24 protein-coding genes are annotated in these 21132 nt (G+C 71.8%); 18 read left to right on the top strand and 6 right to left on the bottom strand.

The window, feature by feature from the left end; translation table 11 throughout:
* Positions 1–170 precede the first annotated feature (170 nt).
* A complete protein-coding gene (locus ACH5A8_RS12925; RefSeq protein WP_399001043.1) occupies positions 171–998 on the top strand; it encodes an alpha/beta fold hydrolase in 828 nt (275 codons plus the stop codon).
* Positions 999–1067: 69 nt separating this feature from the next.
* On the opposite strand, the gene ACH5A8_RS12930 is transcribed toward ACH5A8_RS12925, so the two are convergent.
* Positions 1068–2045: an L-threonylcarbamoyladenylate synthase gene (locus ACH5A8_RS12930; RefSeq protein WP_399001045.1), complete on the bottom strand. Its 978-nt coding sequence runs from the start codon at positions 2043–2045 to the stop codon at positions 1068–1070.
* 347 nt (positions 2046–2392) lie between these two features.
* Complete coding sequence (locus ACH5A8_RS12935) at positions 2393–3244, bottom strand: phytanoyl-CoA dioxygenase family protein (protein ID WP_399001047.1); 852 nt, start codon at positions 3242–3244, stop codon at positions 2393–2395.
* 126 nt (positions 3245–3370) lie between these two features.
* On the opposite strand from ACH5A8_RS12935, the gene ACH5A8_RS12940 reads away from it, so the two are divergent.
* Together ACH5A8_RS12940 and ACH5A8_RS12945 are read left to right on the top strand one after the other, a co-directional pair.
* Positions 3371–4381, top strand: a complete 1011-nt coding sequence (locus ACH5A8_RS12940) for a LacI family DNA-binding transcriptional regulator (RefSeq protein WP_399001049.1) — start codon at positions 3371–3373, stop codon at positions 4379–4381.
* 267 nt (positions 4382–4648) lie between these two features.
* Positions 4649–5050, top strand: coding sequence for a VOC family protein (locus tag ACH5A8_RS12945; RefSeq protein WP_399001051.1), 402 nt, complete (start codon positions 4649–4651; stop codon positions 5048–5050).
* Positions 5051–5199: 149 nt separating this feature from the next.
* On the opposite strand, the gene ACH5A8_RS12950 is transcribed toward ACH5A8_RS12945, so the two are convergent.
* Together ACH5A8_RS12950 and ACH5A8_RS12955 are read right to left on the bottom strand one after the other, a co-directional pair.
* Positions 5200–5781, bottom strand: coding sequence for a suppressor of fused domain protein (locus ACH5A8_RS12950; RefSeq protein WP_399001053.1), 582 nt, complete (start codon positions 5779–5781; stop codon positions 5200–5202).
* 165 nt (positions 5782–5946) lie between these two features.
* Positions 5947–6384: a VOC family protein gene (locus ACH5A8_RS12955; RefSeq protein WP_399001055.1), complete on the bottom strand. Its 438-nt coding sequence runs from the start codon at positions 6382–6384 to the stop codon at positions 5947–5949.
* Between the two features lie 161 nt (positions 6385–6545).
* Here ACH5A8_RS12955 and ACH5A8_RS12960 point away from each other — a divergent pair, with 161 nt between their 5' ends.
* The 8 genes from ACH5A8_RS12960 (at position 6546) to ACH5A8_RS12995 (ending at position 13458) form a co-directional block, all read left to right on the top strand.
* Positions 6546–6791: a hypothetical protein gene (locus ACH5A8_RS12960; protein WP_399001057.1), complete on the top strand. Its 246-nt coding sequence runs from the start codon at positions 6546–6548 to the stop codon at positions 6789–6791.
* Positions 6791–7168: a fic family toxin-antitoxin system, toxin component gene (locus ACH5A8_RS12965; protein WP_399001059.1), complete on the top strand. Its 378-nt coding sequence runs from the start codon at positions 6791–6793 to the stop codon at positions 7166–7168. The genes ACH5A8_RS12960 and ACH5A8_RS12965 overlap by 1 nt, the downstream gene beginning before the upstream one ends.
* Before the next feature lie 437 nt (positions 7169–7605).
* Positions 7606–8163 carry a TetR/AcrR family transcriptional regulator gene (locus ACH5A8_RS12970; RefSeq protein WP_399001061.1) on the top strand — a complete coding sequence of 186 codons (558 nt, stop codon included), beginning with the start codon at positions 7606–7608 and terminating at the stop codon, positions 8161–8163.
* Between the two features lie 49 nt (positions 8164–8212).
* Positions 8213–9232, top strand: a complete 1020-nt coding sequence (locus tag ACH5A8_RS12975) for an NADPH:quinone reductase (RefSeq protein ID WP_399001063.1) — start codon at positions 8213–8215, stop codon at positions 9230–9232.
* A 427-nt stretch (positions 9233–9659) separates the two neighbouring features.
* Positions 9660–10427 carry an alpha/beta hydrolase gene (locus ACH5A8_RS12980; protein ID WP_399001065.1) on the top strand — a complete coding sequence of 256 codons (768 nt, stop codon included), beginning with the start codon at positions 9660–9662 and terminating at the stop codon, positions 10425–10427.
* Between the two features lie 368 nt (positions 10428–10795).
* Positions 10796–11182 (top strand): DUF4440 domain-containing protein, encoded by a 387-nt coding sequence (locus ACH5A8_RS12985; RefSeq protein ID WP_399001068.1) that lies wholly within the window; start codon positions 10796–10798, stop codon positions 11180–11182.
* A 169-nt stretch (positions 11183–11351) separates the two neighbouring features.
* The gene (locus ACH5A8_RS12990; protein WP_399001070.1) at positions 11352–11624 is read left to right on the top strand and encodes a DUF4190 domain-containing protein; all 273 of its coding nucleotides are present in this window, start codon (positions 11352–11354) and stop codon (positions 11622–11624) included.
* Between the two features lie 352 nt (positions 11625–11976).
* On the top strand, positions 11977–13458 hold the full coding sequence (locus ACH5A8_RS12995) for a hypothetical protein (RefSeq protein WP_399001072.1): 1482 nt from the start codon (positions 11977–11979) through the stop codon (positions 13456–13458).
* 285 nt (positions 13459–13743) lie between these two features.
* Here ACH5A8_RS12995 and ACH5A8_RS13000 read toward each other — a convergent pair whose 3' ends face one another.
* The gene (locus ACH5A8_RS13000) at positions 13744–14337 is read right to left on the bottom strand and encodes a dihydrofolate reductase family protein (protein WP_399001501.1); all 594 of its coding nucleotides are present in this window, start codon (positions 14335–14337) and stop codon (positions 13744–13746) included.
* A gap of 69 nt (positions 14338–14406) precedes the next feature.
* Between ACH5A8_RS13000 and ACH5A8_RS13005 the strand changes: the two genes are divergently transcribed.
* The 4 genes from ACH5A8_RS13005 (at position 14407) to ACH5A8_RS13020 (ending at position 18216) form a co-directional block, all read left to right on the top strand.
* Positions 14407–14985 (top strand): TetR/AcrR family transcriptional regulator, encoded by a 579-nt coding sequence (locus ACH5A8_RS13005; protein ID WP_399001074.1) that lies wholly within the window; start codon positions 14407–14409, stop codon positions 14983–14985.
* Between the two features lie 200 nt (positions 14986–15185).
* A complete protein-coding gene (locus ACH5A8_RS13010) occupies positions 15186–15626 on the top strand; it encodes a hypothetical protein (protein ID WP_399001077.1) in 441 nt (146 codons plus the stop codon).
* A 317-nt stretch (positions 15627–15943) separates the two neighbouring features.
* Positions 15944–17152, top strand: coding sequence for a PLP-dependent aminotransferase family protein (locus tag ACH5A8_RS13015; RefSeq protein ID WP_399001079.1), 1209 nt, complete (start codon positions 15944–15946; stop codon positions 17150–17152).
* 380 nt (positions 17153–17532) lie between these two features.
* The gene (locus ACH5A8_RS13020) at positions 17533–18216 is read left to right on the top strand and encodes a GNAT family N-acetyltransferase (RefSeq protein WP_399001081.1); all 684 of its coding nucleotides are present in this window, start codon (positions 17533–17535) and stop codon (positions 18214–18216) included.
* Positions 18217–18252: 36 nt separating this feature from the next.
* On the opposite strand, the gene ACH5A8_RS13025 is transcribed toward ACH5A8_RS13020, so the two are convergent.
* Positions 18253–19011 carry an alpha/beta fold hydrolase gene (locus tag ACH5A8_RS13025; protein ID WP_399001083.1) on the bottom strand — a complete coding sequence of 253 codons (759 nt, stop codon included), beginning with the start codon at positions 19009–19011 and terminating at the stop codon, positions 18253–18255.
* A gap of 63 nt (positions 19012–19074) precedes the next feature.
* Here ACH5A8_RS13025 and ACH5A8_RS13030 point away from each other — a divergent pair, with 63 nt between their 5' ends.
* The 3 genes from ACH5A8_RS13030 to ACH5A8_RS13040 all read left to right on the top strand — a co-directional run bounded on the left by ACH5A8_RS13030 (position 19075) and on the right by ACH5A8_RS13040 (position 21036).
* Positions 19075–19530 (top strand): MarR family winged helix-turn-helix transcriptional regulator, encoded by a 456-nt coding sequence (locus tag ACH5A8_RS13030; RefSeq protein ID WP_399001085.1) that lies wholly within the window; start codon positions 19075–19077, stop codon positions 19528–19530.
* Between the two features lie 197 nt (positions 19531–19727).
* Positions 19728–20417: a helix-turn-helix transcriptional regulator gene (locus tag ACH5A8_RS13035; protein WP_399001087.1), complete on the top strand. Its 690-nt coding sequence runs from the start codon at positions 19728–19730 to the stop codon at positions 20415–20417.
* A 31-nt stretch (positions 20418–20448) separates the two neighbouring features.
* Entirely contained in the window at positions 20449–21036 is a 588-nt protein-coding gene (locus tag ACH5A8_RS13040; RefSeq protein ID WP_399001089.1) for a DUF3291 domain-containing protein, read from the top strand.
* Positions 21037–21132 lie beyond the last annotated feature (96 nt).

Genomic DNA, 21132 nt, shown 5'->3' on the forward strand with positions numbered 1-21132 from the left:
CCCGCGGCCTGCGAGGGGCAGGGCCGGGACCCTCCGGCCGGGGGCGCTCCACCGCGACCGCGACCCCCTCGGCCGTCGTCGCCACGACGACGCCCGCCCCCGGCGCCCGCGCTCCACACGCGACGCCCTGAGAAGTCGGACGAAGCACTCCACGCGATGAGGGGGAACCCATGAAGAAGAACAGCACGTCCTCGCCCCACGCACCGTGGACCGGCATGGTGCCGGTCGACGACACGGCCCTGGCCGTCACCGACAGCGGTGGCCCCGGGACCCCCGTGATCTACCTCAACGGTCAGTTCGCCACCCAGGGCTACTGGCGGCGGGTCATCGCCGAACTGGGGCCGCGGTGGCGGCACATCACCTTCGACGAACGGGCCCGCGGCAGGAAGTCGAAGCGCTCGGCGGACTACTCCTTCGAAGCGGCCGTCCGTGACGTCGACGCCGTTCTCGCGGCCAGGGGCGTCGACCGGGCACTGCTGGTGGGCTGGTCCTACGGAGCGGTCGTCGCAGCTCACTGGGCCGAGCGCCACCCGGCCCGCACCCCGGGCGCGGTCCTCGTCGACGGCGCGTTCCCGTACGACTGGCTCGACGAGGCCATGGCGCAGCGGATCCGCAAGCTGTTCAGGCGGATGGGCTGGTTCACACCGCTGCTGCGTCCGACGGGCCTGACCCCGCGGATGACCGCCGGGGAACAGGCGGACAGCAACATCGAGCTCGGCAGGCTCTCCCGCGCGCGGGAGCTGGGCCCCGTGCTGGACGGCATCACCGTCCCGGTGCGCTACGTCGTCGCTTCGGGCACGTCCCTCGGCAGCCGCGGCGACGAGCAGGACCGGATACGCGCCGGCCTCGGCACGGCGACCGCCGGCAACGCGAACATCCGCGTCAGCGCGACGGTTGCCAGCAACCACGGTGCGATCCTGAGGAAGGACCACCGGGCCGTCGCCGACGCCGTACGCGAGGTGGCCGCCCTCGACGACGGGGGGCCGGAAAGCCACTGAGGGCAGACGGGCGGGACGTCCGCCCGCCCTCGACCCGTGAGCGCGGTCAGGGCACCGTTCCAGCGCCGGTCACACGGTGGACCGGGGCCCCGCGGCGCGGCGGAGACGGTTGGCGATGGCCAGTCCCAGGCCCTCCTCCACCGGCAGCGACGCGACGATGAGGTCGCAGCCCCGCTGGTCGAGTTCGCGCAGGGACCCGTACAGCCCGCGCGCGTAGGCGGCCGTCGAGGCGGGCACCCTCACCACGGCGTGCGCCCGCACCGCGGCGTCGGTGAGGGCGGGCGGGAGCAGGACGCCGACGCGGTGCCCCAGTTCCCGCGCGAGCTCCGCTTCGGAGACCACCTTCTCCGGCTCGACGAGGACGACCCGCGCGCGAGGCGCGTAGTGGGACGGATGCTGGCCCGGCACCCGGACGCCGCTGCTCGTGGGGACCGCGAGCGGCTGTCCCAGCACCGCTTCGAGGTCCTCGCGCGTCACCCCGCCGGGCCGCAGGATGCTCGGCGCGTCGCCCGTCAGGTCGACGATGGTCGACTCGACGCCGACCTCGCAGGACCCGCCGTCCAGCACGAAGTCGACGCTGTCGCCGAGCTCCGTACGGACATGGCTCGCGGTCGTGGGGCTGACCGAGCCGAAGCGGTTGGCGGACGGAGCCGTCACGCCGCCGCCGAAGGCCGCCAGCAGGGCGAGGGCGACGGGGTGGTCGGGCACCCGCACGGCCACCGTCTCCAGGCCACCGGTCGCTTCGAGGGGCACCCGGCGGCTGCGGCGCAGGACCAGCGTGAGCGGCCCCGGCCAGAAGTGTTCGGCCAGCAGGCGCGCGGTCGCCGGTACCTCCTCGACCCAGTCGTCGAGCAGCTCCGCGCCGCCGAGATGGACGATCAGCGGGTGGGAGGGCGGACGCCCCTTGGCCTGGAAGGTGCGCGAGACGGCGGCCGGGTCCTCGGCGTTGGCGCCCAGGCCGTAGACGGTCTCGGTGGGGAAGGCCACAAGCCCTCCGGCGCGCAGCACCTCGGCTGCCTTCTCGATGTCACTGGTACTTGCCGTCACCCTCCCGATCCTAGGCGCACGCCGGACCGGCGACGGCCGTGGCCGGTATGACTTACGCCGCCGTGGCCTGCGGATCCGCTGCCGGCGGCTCGAACTCCCGTCCACGGCGGCCCCACGCTCACGCCCCGGACCCCGGACGAGGGGCCGGGCCTCCGCTCCCGCCGACCGCCCCCTGGTGGCGCCGCACGGCGTACGGGGCCACGGCCCGCGGTGGCCCAGACCCTGCCGCGCGCATTCGATCGACGGCGGCGGGGCGCGTCGAGCCGGGATCCGTCGTCCGGAACCGGGACGTCGGCGCGGGCGCGAGGGGCCGGGCGCACCGGGAGGGCACCGCGGCGACGGCGGTCTCAGACGTCGCCCATGACCAGGCCCTCGATGGTGTGCTTCTGCGTGATGGGCCGCAGTTCGTCCACCACCGGGCAGTCCAGGTGCCGGCGCACGCGCTCCGGCAGCGACTCCCAGAAGGCCCGGGTGACCGCCGTGTCGTGCCGGTCGCCGTTGTTCGCCTCCGGACCGTCGACGCCGAGGACCAGGACGGGCCGCGACGCGGCGGACTGGTTCCTCGTGCCGCGGTGGACGGTGAGGGCCGTGCGGCAGGAGATGTCGCCGCGCCGGGGGTACTTGCGCACGGCCGGCTCCTCGTAGCGGCGGTAGTGCGACCTCGGCGGGAACATGCCGTGCTCGAACTCCGGGCCGTCGTCCCACTGGGTGCCCGGCGCGATCTCGAAGGGCCCCATGTCCTCCTCGGTGTCCACCCCCGTGACGTTGAAGGCGAGCGAGGTCAGGCGGCGTTCGCGCCGCGTCTCCTCGGGCATGGGGAAGTCCCGGTGCCAGGGCTGGTCGACGGCGCCCTCCAGCGGGACGTCGAAACCGAGCTCCACGATGCGGTAGTCCGGCCCGAGCACCGCGGTGCACAGGGACCGTACCCAGGGGTGGTCGACCAGATCGACGAAGCCCCTGAGCTGCTCGGGGTGAATCTCCACGTAGTAGCGGTTCGGGCCGCGTCCCACGGCGCCGCCGGGGCGGGCCAGCGCCTCGGCGAACGCCTCCTCGATGTCCTCACGGACCAGATCGGCCCACTCGGGGGCGAACGCGCCCTTCCGTGCGGTGATGCCGTCGGTGTACAGGGCCTCCACGTCGGCCGACACGTCGACGTCCAACTGGTCGGCGGCCGTACCGGGATGAGTGTGCGTGCTCATGTGCGCCTCCTTGCACTGCGGGCCTCGGTTCATGGTTGCAGCGCTGCATGCAACGTTGCAACACCTCGCCGCGACCTTTCTCGCGCCCTTTGTTCCGCCGATGGCGCCCGTGCCAAGATGGCCACCGTGAGCAGCCGCCTGAAGGACGTCGCAGCCCTCGCCGGGGTGTCGATCCGCACCGTCTCCAACGTCGTCAGCGGCACCGGGCCCGTCGCCGAGGAGACACGCGCACGGGTGCAGGCCGCGCTGGACGAACTGGGCTACCGCCCCAACCTCGCCGCCCGCAACCTGCGCGCCGGCCGGACCGGCCTGATCGGCCTCGTGATCCCCGAGTTGCACTCGCCGTACTTCGGGGAACTGGCCGGACTGATCGTCGAGGCCGCCCGGCAGCGCTCCTGGACGGTGGTCATCGACCAGACCCACGGCGACGGCGAGGCGGAGCGGCGGCTGCTGGAAGGCACCGGGGGACGGGTGGTCGACGGGCTGATCATCAGCCCGTGGTCCCTGCGCCCGGAGGAGTTGACCGCCCGCGCCCGCGACGTCCCGGTGGTCCTCCTGGGGGAGCAGCCCGCGCCGGGACTCGCGGACCGGGTGGCGGTCGACAGCGTCCTCGCGGCCGACGAGGCGACGGCCCACCTGCTCGGCACCGGACGCCGGCGCATCGCCGCGATCGGTCTGCAACCCCACCTGCACAACGAGACGGCCCGCCAGCGACTGGAGGGACACCTGCGTGCCCTGCGACGCGCCGGACTGGAGCCCGACGAGGCGCTGCGGCGGCCGGTGCGGTCACTGCACCGCCAGGACGGAGCCGAGGCGATGACCGCGCTGCTCGACTCCGCGGCGCGGCCCGACGCCGTCTTCGCCTTCAGCGACGAACTCGCCCTCGGCGCGCTCCACGTGGCGCACGAAAGGGGACTGCGCGTCCCCGAGGATCTGGCCTTCGTCGGGTTCGACGACATCGAGGACGGCCGCTACGCGCACCCGCCGCTGACCACCGTGGTGCCCGACAAGAGGCAGATCGCCGAACGGGCCCTGCAGTGCCTGGCGGACCGCATCCACAGCCCGTCGGCACAGGTGCCGCCCCTGGACGTGGTGGTGCCCCACCGGCTCGCCGTCCGGGGCAGTACCCATCGGTGAGACAGAACGGCCAGGCTCGCACGGGAGCTCGCACGCTCGTCGAGTCCTTCGCACACGCCCCGCCACGGCCGGCCGAACCGTAAGGAGGCGGTCACCGGAGTACCCGGCGGCGGGCCCTGCGCCGCTGCCGAGAAGTTCCGCCTTCCCGGAAAACGCCTCGACGGCGTGAGCCCCGCCGCTTAGGATCATGCGCACGCATCGCGTGTCGGTCACCGGCAGGGTGAGACATGGAGGTGCCGTGAGGTGCCTTACGGAGGCATTCCACACATGTCAGTCGAGTTGAATCACACCATCGTCCATGCCCGGGACAACCGGGAGTCGGCCGAGTTCCTGGCGCACGTCCTGGGGCTTGAAGTCGGGGCCGAGTGGGGCCCGTTCATCCCCGTGGCCACCAGCAACGGGGTCACCCTGGACTTCGCCGCCGTCCCGGCGGAGTCGATCGTCACGCAGCACTACGCGTTCCTCGTCTCCGACGAGGAGTTCGACGCGGCCTTCGCCCGTATCCGGCAGGCCGGGATCACCTACTACGCCGATCCGCGTCTGAAGCGGCCCGGAGAGATCAACCACCACCACGGTGGGCGTGGTCTGTACTTCATGGACCCGGCCGGGCACGGCATGGAGATCATCACACGGCCCTACGGCAGCCACCCGGAGCAGCCGACGGCGTAGTGAGGCGACGGCGGGCCAGGGCGCCCCCTGGCCCGCCACCCCGTGAAGGCCCCGACCGCACTGACCCGACTGCCCCGGTCTCGCGCTGAGTTCAGCCTGCCGATGACCGTGCTCGTGAGCCGCTCGTGCTCGGACGATGCTCGTGAGGCTCAGGCGACGGACGGTCTTCTCGGGTCGGTCGGGACGATCGCGTGCTCGTCGAAGAGCTGTTCAAGGGCTTCGTGACCGTGCTCGCGGCGGTATGCCATCTCGGCCGCGGTGACCGGCAGAGCCCAGAGAATGCGGACATGAGCATCCACCAGCGGGCAGTTCTCCAGGTCAGGGCCGTGGAGGTAGGGACGGCTGATCAGCAGGTGGTCGCAGAGCGACCCGGGCAGCCAAGGCTCTCCGACGGGCAGACCGTGCTCGAGATCGAGGTGATGACCGGCGTGGTAGTGGGCGGTCATGGCCAGCAGCTCGACGAAGCGTTCGTCGCGCACGGGCGCGGCGAGGACGAATTCGAGGCCGTGACCGTCCCGCTCGACCGTGGACCAGCAGCCGGCGGTGACGTATGCCCAGCTGTCGGCACGCGGTCCCGGGCTGATGGTGAGGATCCTCAGGTCCGGAACCGCTTCTCTCCGCCCAGGTCCCAGGTCGACATCGCTCACCGTGATCGCGTGGCCGGTGAAGAACCCGCGCACGTGGGCCTCGACGCCCGCCACCGCTCGCCGGCTGCGCTCGCTCTCGCACATGGGGGAGAGGATCTCACGGCAGGCGCAGGTGTCCTGGCCGTGACTCCGGGCCCGCCCCGGGCACGGCGGGTCGGTGATGACCGCCCCGACCGCCCCGACCGCCCCGACCGGCCAGGCCGGCCGTCGTCCTCGCTCGACGAGGCTCCTCATCGACCCGGTCGGCCGTCAGTTCTTCTTCAGCTCCTCGGCGAGCATCACGATGATGCCGCTGGGACCGCGGACGTACGCGAGCTTGTAGACGTCCTCGTAGGTCGCCACACCGCGCAGCGGACGGCATCCGTGCTTCGCGGCCGTCTCGAGCGCCTCGTCGATGTCGTCGACCGAGAAGGCGACGCGATGCATGCCGATCTCGTGGGGACGAGTGGGCTGCGTCTCGATCGCTTCGGGGTGGATGTACTCGAAGAGCTCAAGGCGACCGTGACCGTCGGGCGTCCGGAGCATCGCGATGTCGGCGTGATTGCCGTCGAGGCCGACGGCGGTGTCGGCCCACTCACCACTGACCGTGTCACGCCCGACGACCGTGAGGCCGAGGTCGGTGAAAAAGGCGATCGTCGCTTCGAGGTCGCGAACGGCGATGCCGACGTTCTCAAGTCTGATGGCCATGCGTCGCATGCTACCGAGCCGGACCGACCGGGTACTTCCGGTGAGGACGCAGCAGGGCACCAGGCAGGTCATCCGCCCTCCGTGCCGGGAACCGGTCGGCCCTAACCGGGCTGATCCCGCAGCACCCTCCGCCTTGCGGTAACAGCTGTTACCATGCGGGTATGGCGAAGACACAACTGGGCGCGCGCGTGGACGAGGACGTCGCGGAACTGGCGAAGAAGCGCGCCGCCGACCTGGGACTGAGCATCGGCGACTACCTCGCCCGGCTCGTGCAGGACGACGCCAGCGGCCTGCGCGCCCGCGCGGTCGACGCCGCCGCCCGCTTCCTGGCCGAACACCAGGCGGTCTTCGACGAAGCCGAGGACGCCCAGCACACGGTGGCGGCCCGGGGGGCGCACGCCGCCTGATGGACCTGAACATCGACGTCCCCTGGATCCTGCAGGTCGCCGAGGCCGCCGGGGCGGACGATCCGGCCCCCGACGACTACGGCGTCCCCATCTCGGCGGTGGCCCGCCACCGGGCCGAGCTGTTCGAGCAGCCCGTCTACGACGGCCCCTACGCCAAGGCCGCGGCCTTGGTGCACACGCTGGGCCGTTGCCGCTGGCTGGAGCGTTCCAACCTCGCGGTCGCCGCCGCGTCCGGCGTCATGTACCTCGAGGCCGTCGGGATCACGGTCAAGCCCGCCCGTGAGGACGCCATCGCCCTCAAGGACCTGCTGCTGGACCCGGCCTGCACCGCCGGGAAGATCGCCGCCCTGCTGCGGACCTGGCCCACCACCACCTGAAGCGACCGGTGCCCGCCCCGCACACCGGGGCGGACCTCGCCGCGAACCGCGACACCTTCGACGCCCGCGCCGACCGAACCAAAAGGGCAGGCCGTGGCCGGTTGCCGGACCGCCGTTCGCCGGCGCGACGGCCGCCTGCCCTCGCCGTCGACTGCCGCGTGACGGCGTGCCGCCCGATGTCCGAGACGTCCGGCCCACCGGCTGAGCCTCGCTCGAAGCGGTCAGGATCCCGGAAGCGCAGGTGGTGACTGCGAAGGGTGGGCGGCCGAACCGGCGCGCACCGGCCGGCTGCCCTCCGGACGGCGGATCGCCATCGCAAGCGGGACCGGTCGTGACGACCGGGCGCGCTCGTGCGAGACCCAACCCCCGTAAACGAAACGGCAGTTCTGTTAGTGTCTCCCGCAAGAGGAACAGCGATTCTTTTTGTGGGAGGTGCGGTGCCCCGGCTCACCGACGCGCGCAAGGAGCTCCGGCGTACTCAGATCGCCGAGGCCGCCGTCCGCTGCTTCAGCCGCAACGGCCTGGAGCGGACCTCGATCGCCGACATCACCGCCGAGTCCGGCCTCTCGGCCGGCTCGATCTACGCGCACTACCGCAACAAGGCCGACCTCGTCGGGGCCGCCGCCCGCGAGGTGCTCGCCAAGCGCGCCGACGTCCTCGGCGAGTACGCCGCGGCCGACGTCCCGCCCTCCCCCGACGAACTGCTCTCCCGCCTGAACGCCGCGATCGACCCCGCCGAGGCCCGCGTCGGCGTGCAGACCTGGGGCGAGGCGACCACCGATCCGGCCATCCACGCCATCGTCGTCGACATGACCGACCGCATGCGCGCGATGCTCCACGACTGCGTCACGGCCTGGCTCGTCAGGGTCGAGCGTCGCGAGCCTGCCGAGGCCCGGGAGCTCGGCGCCCCGATCGCCCACCGGATCATGGCCCTCTACCAGGCCGAACTGCTGTACACCGCCTTGCGCACACCGACCGAGGGAACAGCCGCATGATCACCACGACCGCTTCCTTCGCCGCCCGCACCCGTCTGGAGGACGGATCATGAAGGCCATCATCTACCGTGACACCGGCACCCCTGACGTTCTCCGGTTCGTCGACCGCGAACTGCCCGCGCCCGGCCCCGGCGAGGTTCGGGTCCGGGTCGCCGTGTCCGGGGTCAACCCGACCGACTGGCAGGCGCGTTCGGGCGTCGGCCACCCCAAGCACTTCCCCGAGGTCACCCCGCACCTCGACGGAGCCGGCACGATCGACGCCGTCGGCGAGGGCGTCGACCGGGGCCGGGTCGGTCAGCGGGTCTGGCTGTTCATGGCCGCCGCCGGGCGGCCCACCGGCACCGCCGCCGAGTTCACCGTCGTGCCCGCCGAACAGGCCGTGCCGCTGCCCGACGGGGCCGGCTTCGACGTCGGCGCCGCACTCGGCGTCCCCGCGCTGACCGCGCACCGCGCGCTCACCGTCGCCGAGGACGGGCCACGGCGGCTGCGGCCCGGGGCGCTCGACGGGAAGGTGGTCCTCGCCGCGGGCGGGGCCGGAGCGGTCGGACACGCGGTGATCCAGCTCGCCCGATGGGCCGGCGCCACCGTGATCAGCACGATCAGCAGCCCGGAGAAGGCACGGCTGGCCACCGCCGCCGGAGCCCACCACGTGATCAACTACCGCGAGGGCGACCCGGCCGCAGAGATCCGCGAGATCGCCCCGGACGGCGTCGACGTCGTCGCCGAGGTGGCGCTCGGCGCGAACCTCGCACTGGACCTGGCCGTGCTGCGGACCCGCGGCACGATCTCCACCTACGCCAATGACGGTGGCCGGCCCGTCGAACTGAACGTGCTGCAGAACATGGTCCTGAACACACGCTTCCAGTTCCTGGTGCTCTACACGGCCGGTCCGGAGGCGCGCGCCGCGGCCGCCCAGGACGTCGCCGCCGCGGTGCGCGACGGCGCGCTGCCGGTCGGCGAGGAGCACGGCCTGCCGCTGATCCGCTTCTCCCTCGACCGCACCGCCGACGCGCACCGCGCGGTCGAGAGCCGCGCGGTCGGCAAAGTCCTGGTCGACGTCACGGCCTGACGTCCGGTCGCCCACCGCGGGCACGCCGCGGCCGCCCCGGGGAACCCGGCACGGGGCGGCCGGGAGGTGGCGTCCCCCTGGGGCGTCCCCGGGAGCGGCACGGCTGCTCGTTGCTCGCCGACCGGCGCCCCTGTGCCGGCCGGGACTCGGGCGCGCGCGAGCCGAACACGGGTGCCACCACCTCCGGCAGGTACATGAGTCCCCGGCGGAGCCGGTGGTGCCGGCGATGGTCGCGGGGCGGTGAAATGGGTTGGCCGGGACCACGATCGGGTTGATAGCTTTCAGATGACCGCGACACCGTCCGAGGAGGTGAGACCCATGAACGCCGTATCCATGTGGGTGCTCCCCCTTTCGTCACGGTCGGGCGATTGACGTAGGTGTCGCCGGGAGCGCCTCGACAACAAGGCACTCCCGAAGGACAACACTCATGCACCCTGCACAGTTCACCGCCGAGTCGTCGTCGAACGGCATGGTCGAACGCGACTTCACCGTGGGCGGCGTCCCCGGCGTCCTCTGGTCGCCGGTCTCCAGCGTGGCCGATCGCGCCCCCTTGATTCTCATGGCCCACGGCGGCGGCAACCACAAGAAGCACCCGGCGATGTCCGGCCGCGCCCGCCTGCTCGTCACCGGCTGCGGCTTCCACGTCGCCGTCATCGACGCGCCCGGTCACGGCGACAGGCCGCGCACAGCGCACGACGAGGCGGAAATCGCCGAGCTGTTCCGGGCCAGGGCGGCGGGCGAGCCGGAAGGCCCGATCGTCGTGCGCTACAACGACCACCTGGCCAAGCTCGCCGTGCCCGAGTACCAGATGGCCCTGGACGCTCTGCAGGAACTTCCCGAGATAGGCGCCGACGGGCCGGTCGGCTTCTGGGGCATCAACATGGGCACCGCGATCGGCATACCGTTCGTGGCGATCGAACCCAGGATCACGGCCGCCGTCTTCGGTCAGCACTGGCCCGACGTCCTGGCCGAGAAGGCGAAGCAGATCACCGTTCCGATCGAGTTCGACCTGCAGTGGGACGACGAGCACATTTCGCGTGAAGAGGGTCTCGCGCTGTTCGACGCCTTCGGCTCGAAGGAGAAGTCACTGCATGTGAACTCAGGCAGGCACAAGGAGCTGCCCCGGTTCGAGGCCGACAGCGCGGTCCGGTTCTTCGCCCGGCACTGCGGCCGAGCGGTCGCCTCGCCGGCCTGACGTGAGCGGTGGCGGCGTCCGGCCGGCGGGTCGGGCGCCGCCACCGCGGGTGCGGGGTGAGGCCGTGCCTCCAGACGATGGTTCCGCGCGGTGGAGGCCCCGCCGTACAGCCGCCCGCGGGTGTCTTGTCGTAGCGCGTCGATCGGCGACGACGTCGGCGGTGCCCGACGCCGCTGCCGATGATCACGAGGGTCCCGCTGTCACACCCGGAAGGATGGGCCCGTGCCGAAGAACCCACCGGAATCGATGCGACACCGGTTGCGCCGGCGTCTGAACCGCCACGCCCGCGCACGCCGGCCCGATGTGGACGCCCTCACGGGAGGCAACTCGGTTGCGGTGAACTCGGCTTCCTGGGCGAAGATGCCTGCATGAGCCAAGAATCAGACGCGGTGCGCGAAGCGATCGAAGGCGAGCTGCGCCTCATGGACCCCGGCGTTCGCGGTTCACGCTCGCTCGCCCGGCAGCTGCTGGACCCGGAATTCACGGAGGTCGGCGCTTCCGGGCGGCGGTGGACGTACGACGAGATGCTCGCGGCGATGCCCGAGATGGACGGCGCGGCGGAGAGCGGCCCTCGCTACGAGCCCTCGGAGTTCACCGGTGTCCTGCTGGCACCGGGGCTGGTGCACCTCACGTACGAGACCACGTTGGACGGGCGCCGGGCACGGCGGAGTTCGCTCTGGCGCAAGCGGGGTACGGCCACGACGTGGCAGATGTACTACCACCAGGCCACCCCTCTTCCGTCCGAGAGCGTTTGACCGCGCATCCTGCAGGGTGCGCGCGCCACGATGGCGTGCGCCGTGACAACTGCCGATCGGGCCAAAGGATTTGACTGAGCATGACTCAGGCATGACTCGGCCGTGACGGGCAATCTGAAGGGAACCGAAGGAGTAGAGGAAACCAACCGCGACAGTTTGGGAGATACCGATGTCGTCCTACAGTCGAACGAGCGCGCACAAGACGAGCCAGACGAGCGGACTGGCGATCGCGGGACTGGTCTGCGGCATCGTCGGCCTGCTCTTCCTGCCGATCATCCTCGGCCCGCTGGCCATCATCTTCGGTGGCATCGCGCTGCGTCAGACCGGCTCCGCGATGGCGAAGTGGGACATCGGCCTCGGAGTGGTCGACATCGTGCTCATGATCGTGATGTTCGCCGTCGCGGCCCACAACGGCGGCAGCTTCACCTGGAACTTCGGCTGACCCACACTGCCCGCCCGCACCCTCCCGCCCACGCCCGCCCCCACCGCGCTCTCCTGCCGGCCGGGGCGGGCGTGGGCCTGCGTGCCCCCTGCCCGACGCCGTGAACGGGGCCGCGGTGGGTGCCGAGTCGGGAGAACCGCCGAGTCGGCGACAATCGCTGGGACGTGCCGCAGCCGCGGTGCAAACCTTCTCCTGCTGCTCCCCCTCTGTTCGCTTGGCCCGGCTACCGTCCTCTCGCCCGGCCCAGTACAGGAGAGGTACGTCCATGAGCGCCCCGGTCCACCGCACTTCATCTCGGCACTCCGGGCCTCTCCTGACGCCGGATCGGCAGCGCCCGGGCCATGTCCGGACGGTGAACCCGCCCGGCAACCCGGCGGAGCGCGCCGTCCTCGCGATCCAGTCCAGCGCCGGCAACCGAGCCGCGACCGCGATGGTGCAGCGCGCCAGGAGCGCGGGGAAGGCTCCGGAGAACGGCGGTGCGTCCGCCGGGTCGCGCGGTTACCGTGACCGGATCGCCGCGATCCTCGACAGGCTCAAGAAGAACTTCGAAGTCATCGACACCTTCGTCAAGGGCGTCCATGTTCCCGCCAACGCGGGCTTCTCCCAGCAGGCTTCCGCCGCGGTCGACGACGGTCTCAGACACTCCGCCGCCGTCTCCGGAGGCGCCGCCGGCTCGGAGAGCCTCGTCGCGGAGAGCGTCGGCGCCCTGCTCGGTGGCATGGAGGCTGCCAAAGCCAGGAAGGACGCCGAGAAGCACAAGGAAGGGGCCGCCTTTCACGGGGCGAACAAGAAGTTCACGTCCAAGGCGAGCGAGGCGGTCATCGGCGCCGCCGCCGCGGGGAACAACGCCCTCGGAGTCGCCAAGGAGCTGACCAAGGCGGAGAAGGCGGCACACGCCATGGAAGCGGCCGAGGTGAGCGGCATCGGCTCCAGCGTCGTCGGCGCGGTGAAGGGAGCGCGCGCCGCGCGCCGCTTCGGACTGACGGCCCGCAAGTACCGTGCCCTGCAGGGCATCGAGAAACCCGACCGCACCGACGAGGGGGCACTGACCCGGCTGAACCAGGCACGGGAGAACGCCGAATGGGCCGCGGCCGAGGCGTACGTCGCGCTGGACGCACACTGGGACCACGAGGGGGAGGACAGGCTGGAGCGCGTGTCCGAAGCCATCGACGCGGCCTGGGCGGCGATGGGTGACGCCCGTGACGCCGCCAGGGACTTCCGGCGCGCCGAGGACGTGAACACGATGAACACGGTGCTCACGTACGCGCTCGCCAAGCAGCGCAACAAGATGGGCAAGCAGGCGTTCACCGCCGTGGGGGAATCCACCAAGGCCGCGGGCGGCGTGGTGACGGCGATCGCCGCCACGGCGGGTGGAGCCGGACTGGCGAGCAACCCGGTCGGCTGGGGCCTCGCCGCGGGTGCGGCCGGCCTCATCCTCGGTGTCACCGCCTACAAGGCGGCCCGCGCGGGCATGAAGCGCTACGACGGGGCCCGTCACCCCGAACGCTGGGCGGCGCAGGACGAGACCCCGGCGGCGCCCGCATCCCGCGAGGACGCGCTGAAGGAGGCCCTGAAATTCTGGAAGAAGGTGGAGAACGGCGAACGCCAGGCCATGGCGCGCAGGATCTACGCCTTGGCGGCGGGCCCGGACATCAAGGGCAGCGGCGAGACGACGGCCGAGATGCGGGAATCCGCCAGAGCCCTCCTCGTCGCACTCAAAGCGGGCCCCGCCAACCAGCGGCTGACTCCTGAGGCATGGGCCGACTCCCTCGACGACCCGGCGAGGACCGCCGCTTGGATCAAGGAGATAGCGGAACAGCTGTCCTCGGCGTGACCGGGAGCGACGAAGCGCGGTGAGCACGCGCTCGTCGGCAGCCCTGACGTCCCCCGACGAGCCGTCGACCTCGGTCGAAGCGACCACGAGCCCCTGCCGGAGAGGCCCTGGGGGCGTGTTTCGAAAGTCCCGCCTGCGCCGCGACGTTTGGCACGCGCGCTCGCCGCGTTGTCGGGATCGTCCACGTACGCCGCGTACGAGGACGACCCTCCGCCCTGCGATCACACGCACCAGACGCCGCGGGGCCCGCCGTTCGGGCGGACAGCGCCACTTTCGAAACGCGCCCTAGCGGCGGGTGAGGCGGGTGAGGGTGACCCCGTTGGGGAAGGCGGTGCGCTCGGCGACATCGAGGACAGTCGGGTCGAAAGCGCCGTCGACCATCGGGATTCCGGTTCCCGCGATGACGGGATACGTCTTGATCAGCACCTCGTCGATCTCGGGCAGCAGGGTGCCCGCGAGCCGGCCGCCCCCGCAGAGCCAGATGTCCAGCGCGGCGCCCTCCTCGCCCTTGAGCTCGCGGACGAGGGCGAGCGGATCGCTCGGCACGACGGTGACGGCCGGGTCGGTGTCCGGCGCGAGGGTGCTGGACACCACGTACTGGCGCAGGTGCGCGTACGGGCTGGTGATCTTGTTGTCGAGGGCCGGGCGGTAGGTGCCGAGGCCCATGACGACGGTGTCGAAACGCCGGTTGGGCGCGTCGGCGACGCCGAGGGCCGCGCGGAAGGCGGTCGGGATGGTCTCCGGGTACAGGGCGGTCATCCGGGCCGAATAGTCGGCGGCCTGTTGCTCGTCGCCCTGCGGAAAGAAGTCGAACTCGCCGCCGGGACCGGCGATACGGCCGTCGAGCGAGACGCCGATGTAGTACACGAGCTTTCGCAACATGATCTCCCACACGTAGTACTCTGCTTGAAGTGGTTTCAACGTAGTACTACGACTGGAGTGGTGTCAATGGTGAGGCGGAACGACCAGCGGCGCGCGGCCCTCGTCGACGCGGCGATCGAGGTGCTGGCCCGGGAAGGCGCACGCGGCCTGACGTTCCGGGCCGTGGACGCCGAGGCGGCCGTACCCGCGGGTACGGCGTCCAACTACTTCGCCAGCCGCGACGACCTGTTCACTCAGGCGGGCGCCCGTGTCTACGAGCGGCTCCGGCCCGACGAGGCCACGATCGCCCGCCAGCAGGCGGCCGACCGCGACCGGGACACCTACGCGGAGCTGATGCGCGAACTCGTCGGCCGCGTCGCCTCCTTCCGCACCGGTTACCTCGCTCTGCTGGAACTCCGCCTCGAAGCCACCCGCCGTCCCGAACTGCGCAAGGTCCTCACCGAGCGCGTCCGCGCCGACCTGGACGCCAACGTCGCCTATCACGAGGCTTCCGGTCTCCCCGGCGACACCACGGCCGTCAAACTGCTCATGCTGACGCTGAACTGGCTGATCGTCGAACAGCTCACCCTGCCGGACGTCTTCACGGAGGCCGAGCGCGAACAACTGGTGACGGCCGCGGTGGAGCGCATCGTGGCGGCGGAGTAGCGGCGGAGTGGAGACCCGGCCCCGGAACGGCTCCAGCCGGCCGCGGTGGGAGTGTTCAAGGCCAAGGGTCAGGCCCGGGCCAGTCCTCGACTCGCGTATGACCCTCAACTTTCGGTCAATACGACGGCGTCATCAGGTCAGGATGTTTCCGCGGTCACGAAGAGAACAAGCCTTTGAACAGTCAACGGGAGGGACAGGCCGTGGGAATCAGCGCCCGCGCAAGACGAGCCACCGTCGCACCGCTTGCCGTACTGCTGATGGGGGCAGCCGGAGTATTCGTATCCGCCGGATCGGCCTCCGCTTGGTCGGACGGAGACTGCACCTGGAAGAAGGACTTCACGAAGAAGACCGGCTTCGGTACCACCGAGGTCGACATGCGCATCTTCCTCTGCCCCGACAAGCACAACTGGGTCGAAGGCTACCTGGGCTCCAACCTCGACAGCGAGGGAGGCGTCTGGTTCGACGTCTCGCGTGACGGCGGAAAAACCTGGAAGATCACTCAGAAGGTCACCACCGGCGGCGATTACACGCGCGGCACCTGGAACGCCGGAGTGGGCTACCAGTACGACGGCCCCGGCTACTGGGTGCGCACGTGTGGTAACTGGGGCAGTGTCACCGTCTACTGCACTGCCTGGAACTAGAGGCTGTCCCGACTGCCCCGCCAGGGATCGCGGTACAGCTCTTGGGCGGTGATCCAAGGCTCCTGCCACCCCTGGTGGCGCGGATCCGTCGTTCCCGCCGTGCATCCGCCGGGGGTCGCCGGGTTCGGTCCGCCCACCATGTGGGGGCCGTCGCAGTGGGGGTCGGGGTCCGGCGGCGGACCACCGCAGCGGTCCGCCGCCGGAGCCGGCGCTCCTGAATCGCCGACTCGGCCTGGTGGCCGGGGAGGGCCGGTGGGGCCGGTTCCACATGCCGGAACACAGAGGGGTCCCGAATCGAGCTCCCGTACGGTGCGGGTATGACCAGCCGTCCTGCCGCAGTTGATGTCCCCGCCCTCGCCCAGCGCGCCGCCACGGTCGAGGCGTCGCCGGTCCGCGAGATCCTCGTCCTCACCGCGCGGCCGGAAGTGATCTCGTTCGCGGGCGGTCTGCCGGCCCCGGAGCTCTTCGACGCCGCCGGCATAAGGGCCGCCTACGACCGGGTCCTCGCGGACGCGCCCCAGCGCGTGCTGCAGTACTCGACCACCGAAGGCGACCCGGATCTGCGCGCGGCCGTCGCCGCCCGGCTCTGCGCCCGCGGGCTCCCGACCCTGCCGGACGATCTCCTCGTCACCGGCGGATCGCAGCAAGGACTCACGCTCCTTGCGACGGCACTGCTCGAGCCCGGCGACGTCGTGCTCGTCGAGAACCCGACCTACCTGGCCGCGCTGCAGAGCTTCCGCTTCGCCGGCGCCCGGGTGATCCCCGTGCCGTGCGACGCGGAGGGCGTCGATCACGCCGCGTTGACCGAACTGGTGCAGCGTGAGCGCCCGAAGCTGCTCTACCTCGTGCCGAACTTCCAGAACCCGACCGGCCGCACCCTGCCCGCCGCGCGCCGGCGGGCGGTCGCCAAGGTGGCCGAGCGCCACGGCCTGTGGATCGTCGAGGACGACCCGTACGGCGAGCTGCGGTTCGACGGCGATCCCGTGGCGCCGATCGCGTCGTACGACGCAGCCGCCGACCGTACGGTGCTCCTCGGCAGCTTCTCCAAGATCATGGCGCCGGGCATGCGGCTGGGCTGGCTGCGCGCCCCCGCCGCGCTGCGTCGCGCCTGCGTGATCGCCAAGCAGGCAGCCGACCTGCACACCTCCACCGTCGATCAGGCGGCAGCCGCCCGCTATCTGGTGGACGCCGACCTCGACGCCCACCTGGCCCGGGTCCGCGCCGCCTACCGTGAACGGCGCGACGCCCTGCTCGCCGGGCTTGCGGACGCGCTGCCGCCCGGAAGCACCTGGAACCGACCGGACGGCGGCATGTTCGTCTGGGCCACGCTGCCTCAGGGGTACGACGCCACGGCGCTGCTGCCCACGGCGATCTCTCACGATGTCGCCTACGTCCCGGGCAGGCCCTTCTTCGCGACCGACCCGGATGCGGCGACGCTGCGGCTGTCCTTCACCACGTACACCCCCGACCGGATCGGCGAGGGCATGCGCCGACTGGCCAAGGCGCTGGCCACGGTGGCCGAGTGACCCGGGAAGCGATGTCGGCGCAGCGGTCGACCGAGCTTCCTCAGCGGTGCCGTTCCGGAGCGAGTACGGCTCCGGTGCTGGGCGTCGGGCGGTTCGGGTGGCGGCGTGTGTACGGAAGACCCGCCAGGACTTGAGGCGGGCGGCACGCGCTCGACCGGGCGCGCGGGCCCGAGCCGACCGTGGAACTCGCCCTGTGCGGGGCGGCGCGCCGCGTGTGCGGGTGTGGTGACCGCGTGTGGCTGCGGACCATGGAGGACATGTTCGCCTGTGCCGCACGGTCGAGGGCGTCACCCCGGCACGTGAACGGCGGCGTCGGACGGCACCGACGAGGGGAACTGACCCCGCCGGCCCAGAGGCTGAGGCCATGCTCTAATCGCGGGATGACGAAGATCGGACCAGAGCTCATACGACGCTGGCTGGACGGCTGGACCGTCGCCCGCTCCCTGCCCGAGGCCGAGCCGGCCGAGCCCGCCGGGGACGGTCTGCGGTCCGAGTGCGGCCAACCCGGCCGCGAGGTCGAGGTGTTCGCGCTGCGTGCGGACGAGGAGCCCGAATCCGTGGCAAGGCTGGCGGCAGCCGTGGCCACCGCGCGGCAGATCACCTGGCTCACCGTTCCCACGCTGCGCCCGGGCGCCGTCGAAGCCACCGTCGGCGCCGCCGGACTGGAGTTGCTGCACCGGTCCGAGTGGCTCATGGCGACCGATCTGACCGAGCACCCGCAGCACGCGCCCGCCCCGCCGTACGAGCGCGAGGTGCGCACGGAGGGTCCGGTCACGGATGTCTTCCTCCGCGGTCCCTCCGGAGAGGTGGCGGCGCGCGGCACCATCGCGGTGGTGGGCGGCGACGCGATCGCCGATCGCATCGAGACGGACGCGGCGCACCGCCGGCGCGGCCTGGGCCGCGCCGTGATGAGTGCCCTGGCGGAGGCCGCCGTGTCCCAGGGCGCCCGTACCGGTCTCCTCATCGCCAGTGAGGAAGGCCAACGCCTCTACTCGTCCCTCGGCTGGCACCACGAAGCCGACGTCCTGATCGCCCGGCGGCCAGTGGCTCCCGCCACCCGGTAGGACGCAGGCCTGAGCCGCAGCCGGGATGTCCGTGCCCTAGGAGCGCGTGGTCCGCGCGGCGAAGTCGTCGAGCAGGGCGTAGGTGCGCTCGGGCTGTTCGAGGTGCGGCAAGTGCCCCGCTTCCGCGATCACTTCGAAGCGGGCGTCCTTGAACGACGCGGCGTACTCCTTGCCGTAGGCCGGGGTCACGATGCGGTCGCTCTCGCCCCACAGGACGAGCGTGGGGACGGTGACGGCCGCGAGGCGGGGGCGAAGCGTGGGGTCGTGCATCGTGGGGCCGCCCGAGTAGACGCGCAGGCTCGCCATGTTGGCCTGGACGACGGCGCGTTGCTCGGCCGGGACGGTCGCCGGGTCGACGTAGAAGCGCTCCGCGTCGTGGTACGCGTACTCCGCCACGCCCCGCGCGTCGAGGGCGAAGAAGTCCTGCACCGGTGCGCCGTCGACCTCGATGCCGACCGCGTTGACGAGGGCTGTTCCGCTGATCAGGCCCTCGGCGTCGGAGGTCGCCATGTCGGCGGCGATCCAGCCGCCGAGCGAGGACCCGATGACCAGGACGTCGGACAGGTGATGGTCGTGCAGGAGGCGGAGGTAGGCGGCGGCCAGGTCGGCGACGCTGGTGAAGTCGTCGGGCCGGGGCGTGCCGTTCCAGCCCGGGTGGGTGGGGAGCAGGGCGCGGGCGGTCGCGGAGAAGTGCTCGGCGATCGGAGCGACGGTGGCCGGACCGCCACCGCCGTGCAGGACGAGGACGGGGCGGCCGGCGGCGGGGCCGTATGTGGTGAGTGTCGGCTGAGTCATGCCGAGGACAGTAACTAAGCATCTTTATATAAGCAAGCTTAGTCAGGGTGTTAGTCTGAGAGCATGGCCGTTGAACTGCAGATCCTCGGAAGGGCCGTGAAGGCCGTTCAGTACCGTCAGCACCGTGCTCTGGACAGCCGCCTCTCGTCCGTCGGCAGCACGCTCGCACAGTGGGACGCGCTGCGCGCGATCAGCCGCACGCCGGGCGCCAGTGCGCGGGAGCTGGCCGCGGCGACGTTCCAGAGCGAGCAGGCCTTCGGCGCGCTGGCCGGACGGCTGGTGTCCCAGGGGCTCGTCGACCGGCGCCCCGGGCACGGCCGACGCATCGAACACCACCTCACCCCCGAAGGGAAGCGCCTGCTCGAAGCCGGCCACGAGGTCGCCGACTCGGTCCTCGCGGAGTGCTTCGAGGCTCTGACGGCACCCGAGCGGGAGGCGTTGCTGGGGCTGCTGCGGAAGCTCGGGGGCGACGCGAAGGCGGTCGCCGAGCCCCCGGCGACCCGGGCGGCCGGGAACTGACCGCCACGGCCCCGGGGAGTGCCGCCGGTCCCGGCCCGCCGCCCGGTTGTCCTGCCTCGTTCGAACAGGCCAAGGCCAGGGGGGTTCCGACACCTGCCGTCGGTCCGCCGCACGCGGACGGTGACACGCGCAGCCGGCCGGAGGCGCGATCGGTTTCCCTTTCTACCTCCAATCTGGGTTGTTCTTAGAATTGGCGGATGGAGGACATCGAAGCGATCGCGGCGTTGCAGGATCCGGTACGGCGCCGCTTGTACGAGTTCGTGGCGGGGCAGGGTCGTGAGGTCGGCCGCAACGAGGCCGCCGAGGCGGTCGGCGTCGCGCGCACGCTCGCCGCGCACCATCTGGACAGGCTGGCCGAGGTCGGGCTGCTGGAGAGCGGCAGTCGTCGCCTGACGGGCCGCTCGGGCCCGGGGGCGGGCCGGCCCGCCAAGGTGTACACCCGGGCGCGGGCGGAGCGGACGGTGTCGCTGCCCGCCCGCGACTACCGCACCGCCGCCGAACTGCTGGGCGAGGCTGCCGAGCAGGCCGGGCTGGACGCCGCGCTCTGCGCGGCCGCACATCGCCGGGGTGAGGTCCTCCGCGGCTCGGCCCCACCCTGTGGCGGCATCGAAGAGGCGATGGAGACGCTTGCCGCCCGCGGCTACGAACCGTACCTGGAAGGCGTCGAGGAGGCGACCGCGTCGGCCGCGCCTGTCGTGCGTATGCGCAACTGCCCCTTCCATGCCGTCGCCGAACGCTTCCCGCCGCTCGTCTGCGGCATGAATCTCGCACTGCTGGAAGGGCTGCTCGGCGCGGACGCGCCCGTCCGCGCCCGCATGGACGCTCGGCCGGGGGACTGCTGTGTGGTGGTCGAGGTGATCGAGTCTTCTAAAAACAACGAGCATTGACATAGAAAAGGGCCCGTGCTGGGATGAGGCCATGACCGCATCGACGCATGCCTTCCACCTCGCCCAGCTCAACGTCGCCACGCTTCGTCACCCGCTCGACGACCCGCGCACGGCCGGGTTCGTCGAGATGCTCGACCCGGTCAACGCCGCCGCCGACGAGGCGCCCGGCTTCGTGTGGCGGCTCGTGGAGGACGGAGCGGCCGACGCGACCGGCATGCGTCCGGCGGGTGAGGACGTCATCGTCAATCTGAGCGTGTGGGAGAGCCGGGCGGCGCTATGGGAATTCACCTACCGCAGTGGGCACTTGGAGGTGATGCGGCAGCGCCGCGCATGGTTCCGGCCGCCTTCCGAGGCGCACCTGGTGCTCTGGTGGGTCCCGGTCGGTCACCTGCCGACTGTCGGCGAGGCCCTGGAGCGGCTGGCGGAGCTGCGCACGCACGGGCCGTCCCCGCGCGCCTTCACCTTCGCCTCCTCCTGCACCGCCGACGAGGCCGCCTCGAATCCTCAGGCCGCCTCCCCGCAACGGCCCGAGCGCGCCGCCGCCCGCGGCGAGCGGCCGACGCCGGCCGAGGAGCTCGCGGCGGGTGAGCCTGCGGCGGGTGAGCCCGCGGCGAGATGAGAAGGGGACGCCGTCGGTCCGGCGATACGGCCGACCCGGCTTCCGCCCGGGAGCTTCATCGCTCAGTGCGGGGGCCGACGTCAACTCACCACGCGA

This window comes from Streptomyces sp. NPDC018610, assembly GCF_044391765.1.
In the GTDB taxonomy this organism is placed as follows: Bacteria; Actinomycetota; Actinomycetes; order Streptomycetales; family Streptomycetaceae; genus Streptomyces.

Bases quoted from the DNA above. Each gene is read 5' to 3' on its own strand.
- ACH5A8_RS12975 (WP_399001063.1), top strand. From the start codon at position 8,213: ATGAAGGCCATCATCTACCGTGACACCGGCACCCCTGACGTTCTCCGG.
- ACH5A8_RS12985 (WP_399001068.1), top strand. From the start codon at position 10,796: ATGAGCCAAGAATCAGACGCGGTGCGCGAAGCGATCGAAGGCGAGCTG.
- ACH5A8_RS12950 (WP_399001053.1), bottom strand. From the start codon at position 5,781: ATGTGCGAGAGCGAGCGCAGCCGGCGAGCGGTGGCGGGCGTCGAGGCC.
- ACH5A8_RS12980 (WP_399001065.1), top strand. From the start codon at position 9,660: ATGCACCCTGCACAGTTCACCGCCGAGTCGTCGTCGAACGGCATGGTC.
- ACH5A8_RS12945 (WP_399001051.1), top strand. From the start codon at position 4,649: ATGTCAGTCGAGTTGAATCACACCATCGTCCATGCCCGGGACAACCGG.
- ACH5A8_RS12990 (WP_399001070.1), top strand. From the start codon at position 11,352: ATGTCGTCCTACAGTCGAACGAGCGCGCACAAGACGAGCCAGACGAGC.
- ACH5A8_RS12925 (WP_399001043.1), top strand. From the start codon at position 171: ATGAAGAAGAACAGCACGTCCTCGCCCCACGCACCGTGGACCGGCATG.
- ACH5A8_RS12960 (WP_399001057.1), top strand. From the start codon at position 6,546: ATGGCGAAGACACAACTGGGCGCGCGCGTGGACGAGGACGTCGCGGAA.
- ACH5A8_RS13035 (WP_399001087.1), top strand. From the start codon at position 19,728: ATGGAGGACATCGAAGCGATCGCGGCGTTGCAGGATCCGGTACGGCGC.
- ACH5A8_RS12955 (WP_399001055.1), bottom strand. From the start codon at position 6,384: ATGGCCATCAGACTTGAGAACGTCGGCATCGCCGTTCGCGACCTCGAA.
- ACH5A8_RS13005 (WP_399001074.1), top strand. From the start codon at position 14,407: ATGGTGAGGCGGAACGACCAGCGGCGCGCGGCCCTCGTCGACGCGGCG.
- ACH5A8_RS13015 (WP_399001079.1), top strand. From the start codon at position 15,944: ATGACCAGCCGTCCTGCCGCAGTTGATGTCCCCGCCCTCGCCCAGCGC.
- ACH5A8_RS13025 (WP_399001083.1), bottom strand. From the start codon at position 19,011: ATGACTCAGCCGACACTCACCACATACGGCCCCGCCGCCGGCCGCCCC.
- ACH5A8_RS13020 (WP_399001081.1), top strand. From the start codon at position 17,533: ATGACGAAGATCGGACCAGAGCTCATACGACGCTGGCTGGACGGCTGG.
- ACH5A8_RS12935 (WP_399001047.1), bottom strand. From the start codon at position 3,244: ATGAGCACGCACACTCATCCCGGTACGGCCGCCGACCAGTTGGACGTC.
- ACH5A8_RS12965 (WP_399001059.1), top strand. From the start codon at position 6,791: ATGGACCTGAACATCGACGTCCCCTGGATCCTGCAGGTCGCCGAGGCC.
- ACH5A8_RS13030 (WP_399001085.1), top strand. From the start codon at position 19,075: ATGGCCGTTGAACTGCAGATCCTCGGAAGGGCCGTGAAGGCCGTTCAG.
- ACH5A8_RS13040 (WP_399001089.1), top strand. From the start codon at position 20,449: ATGACCGCATCGACGCATGCCTTCCACCTCGCCCAGCTCAACGTCGCC.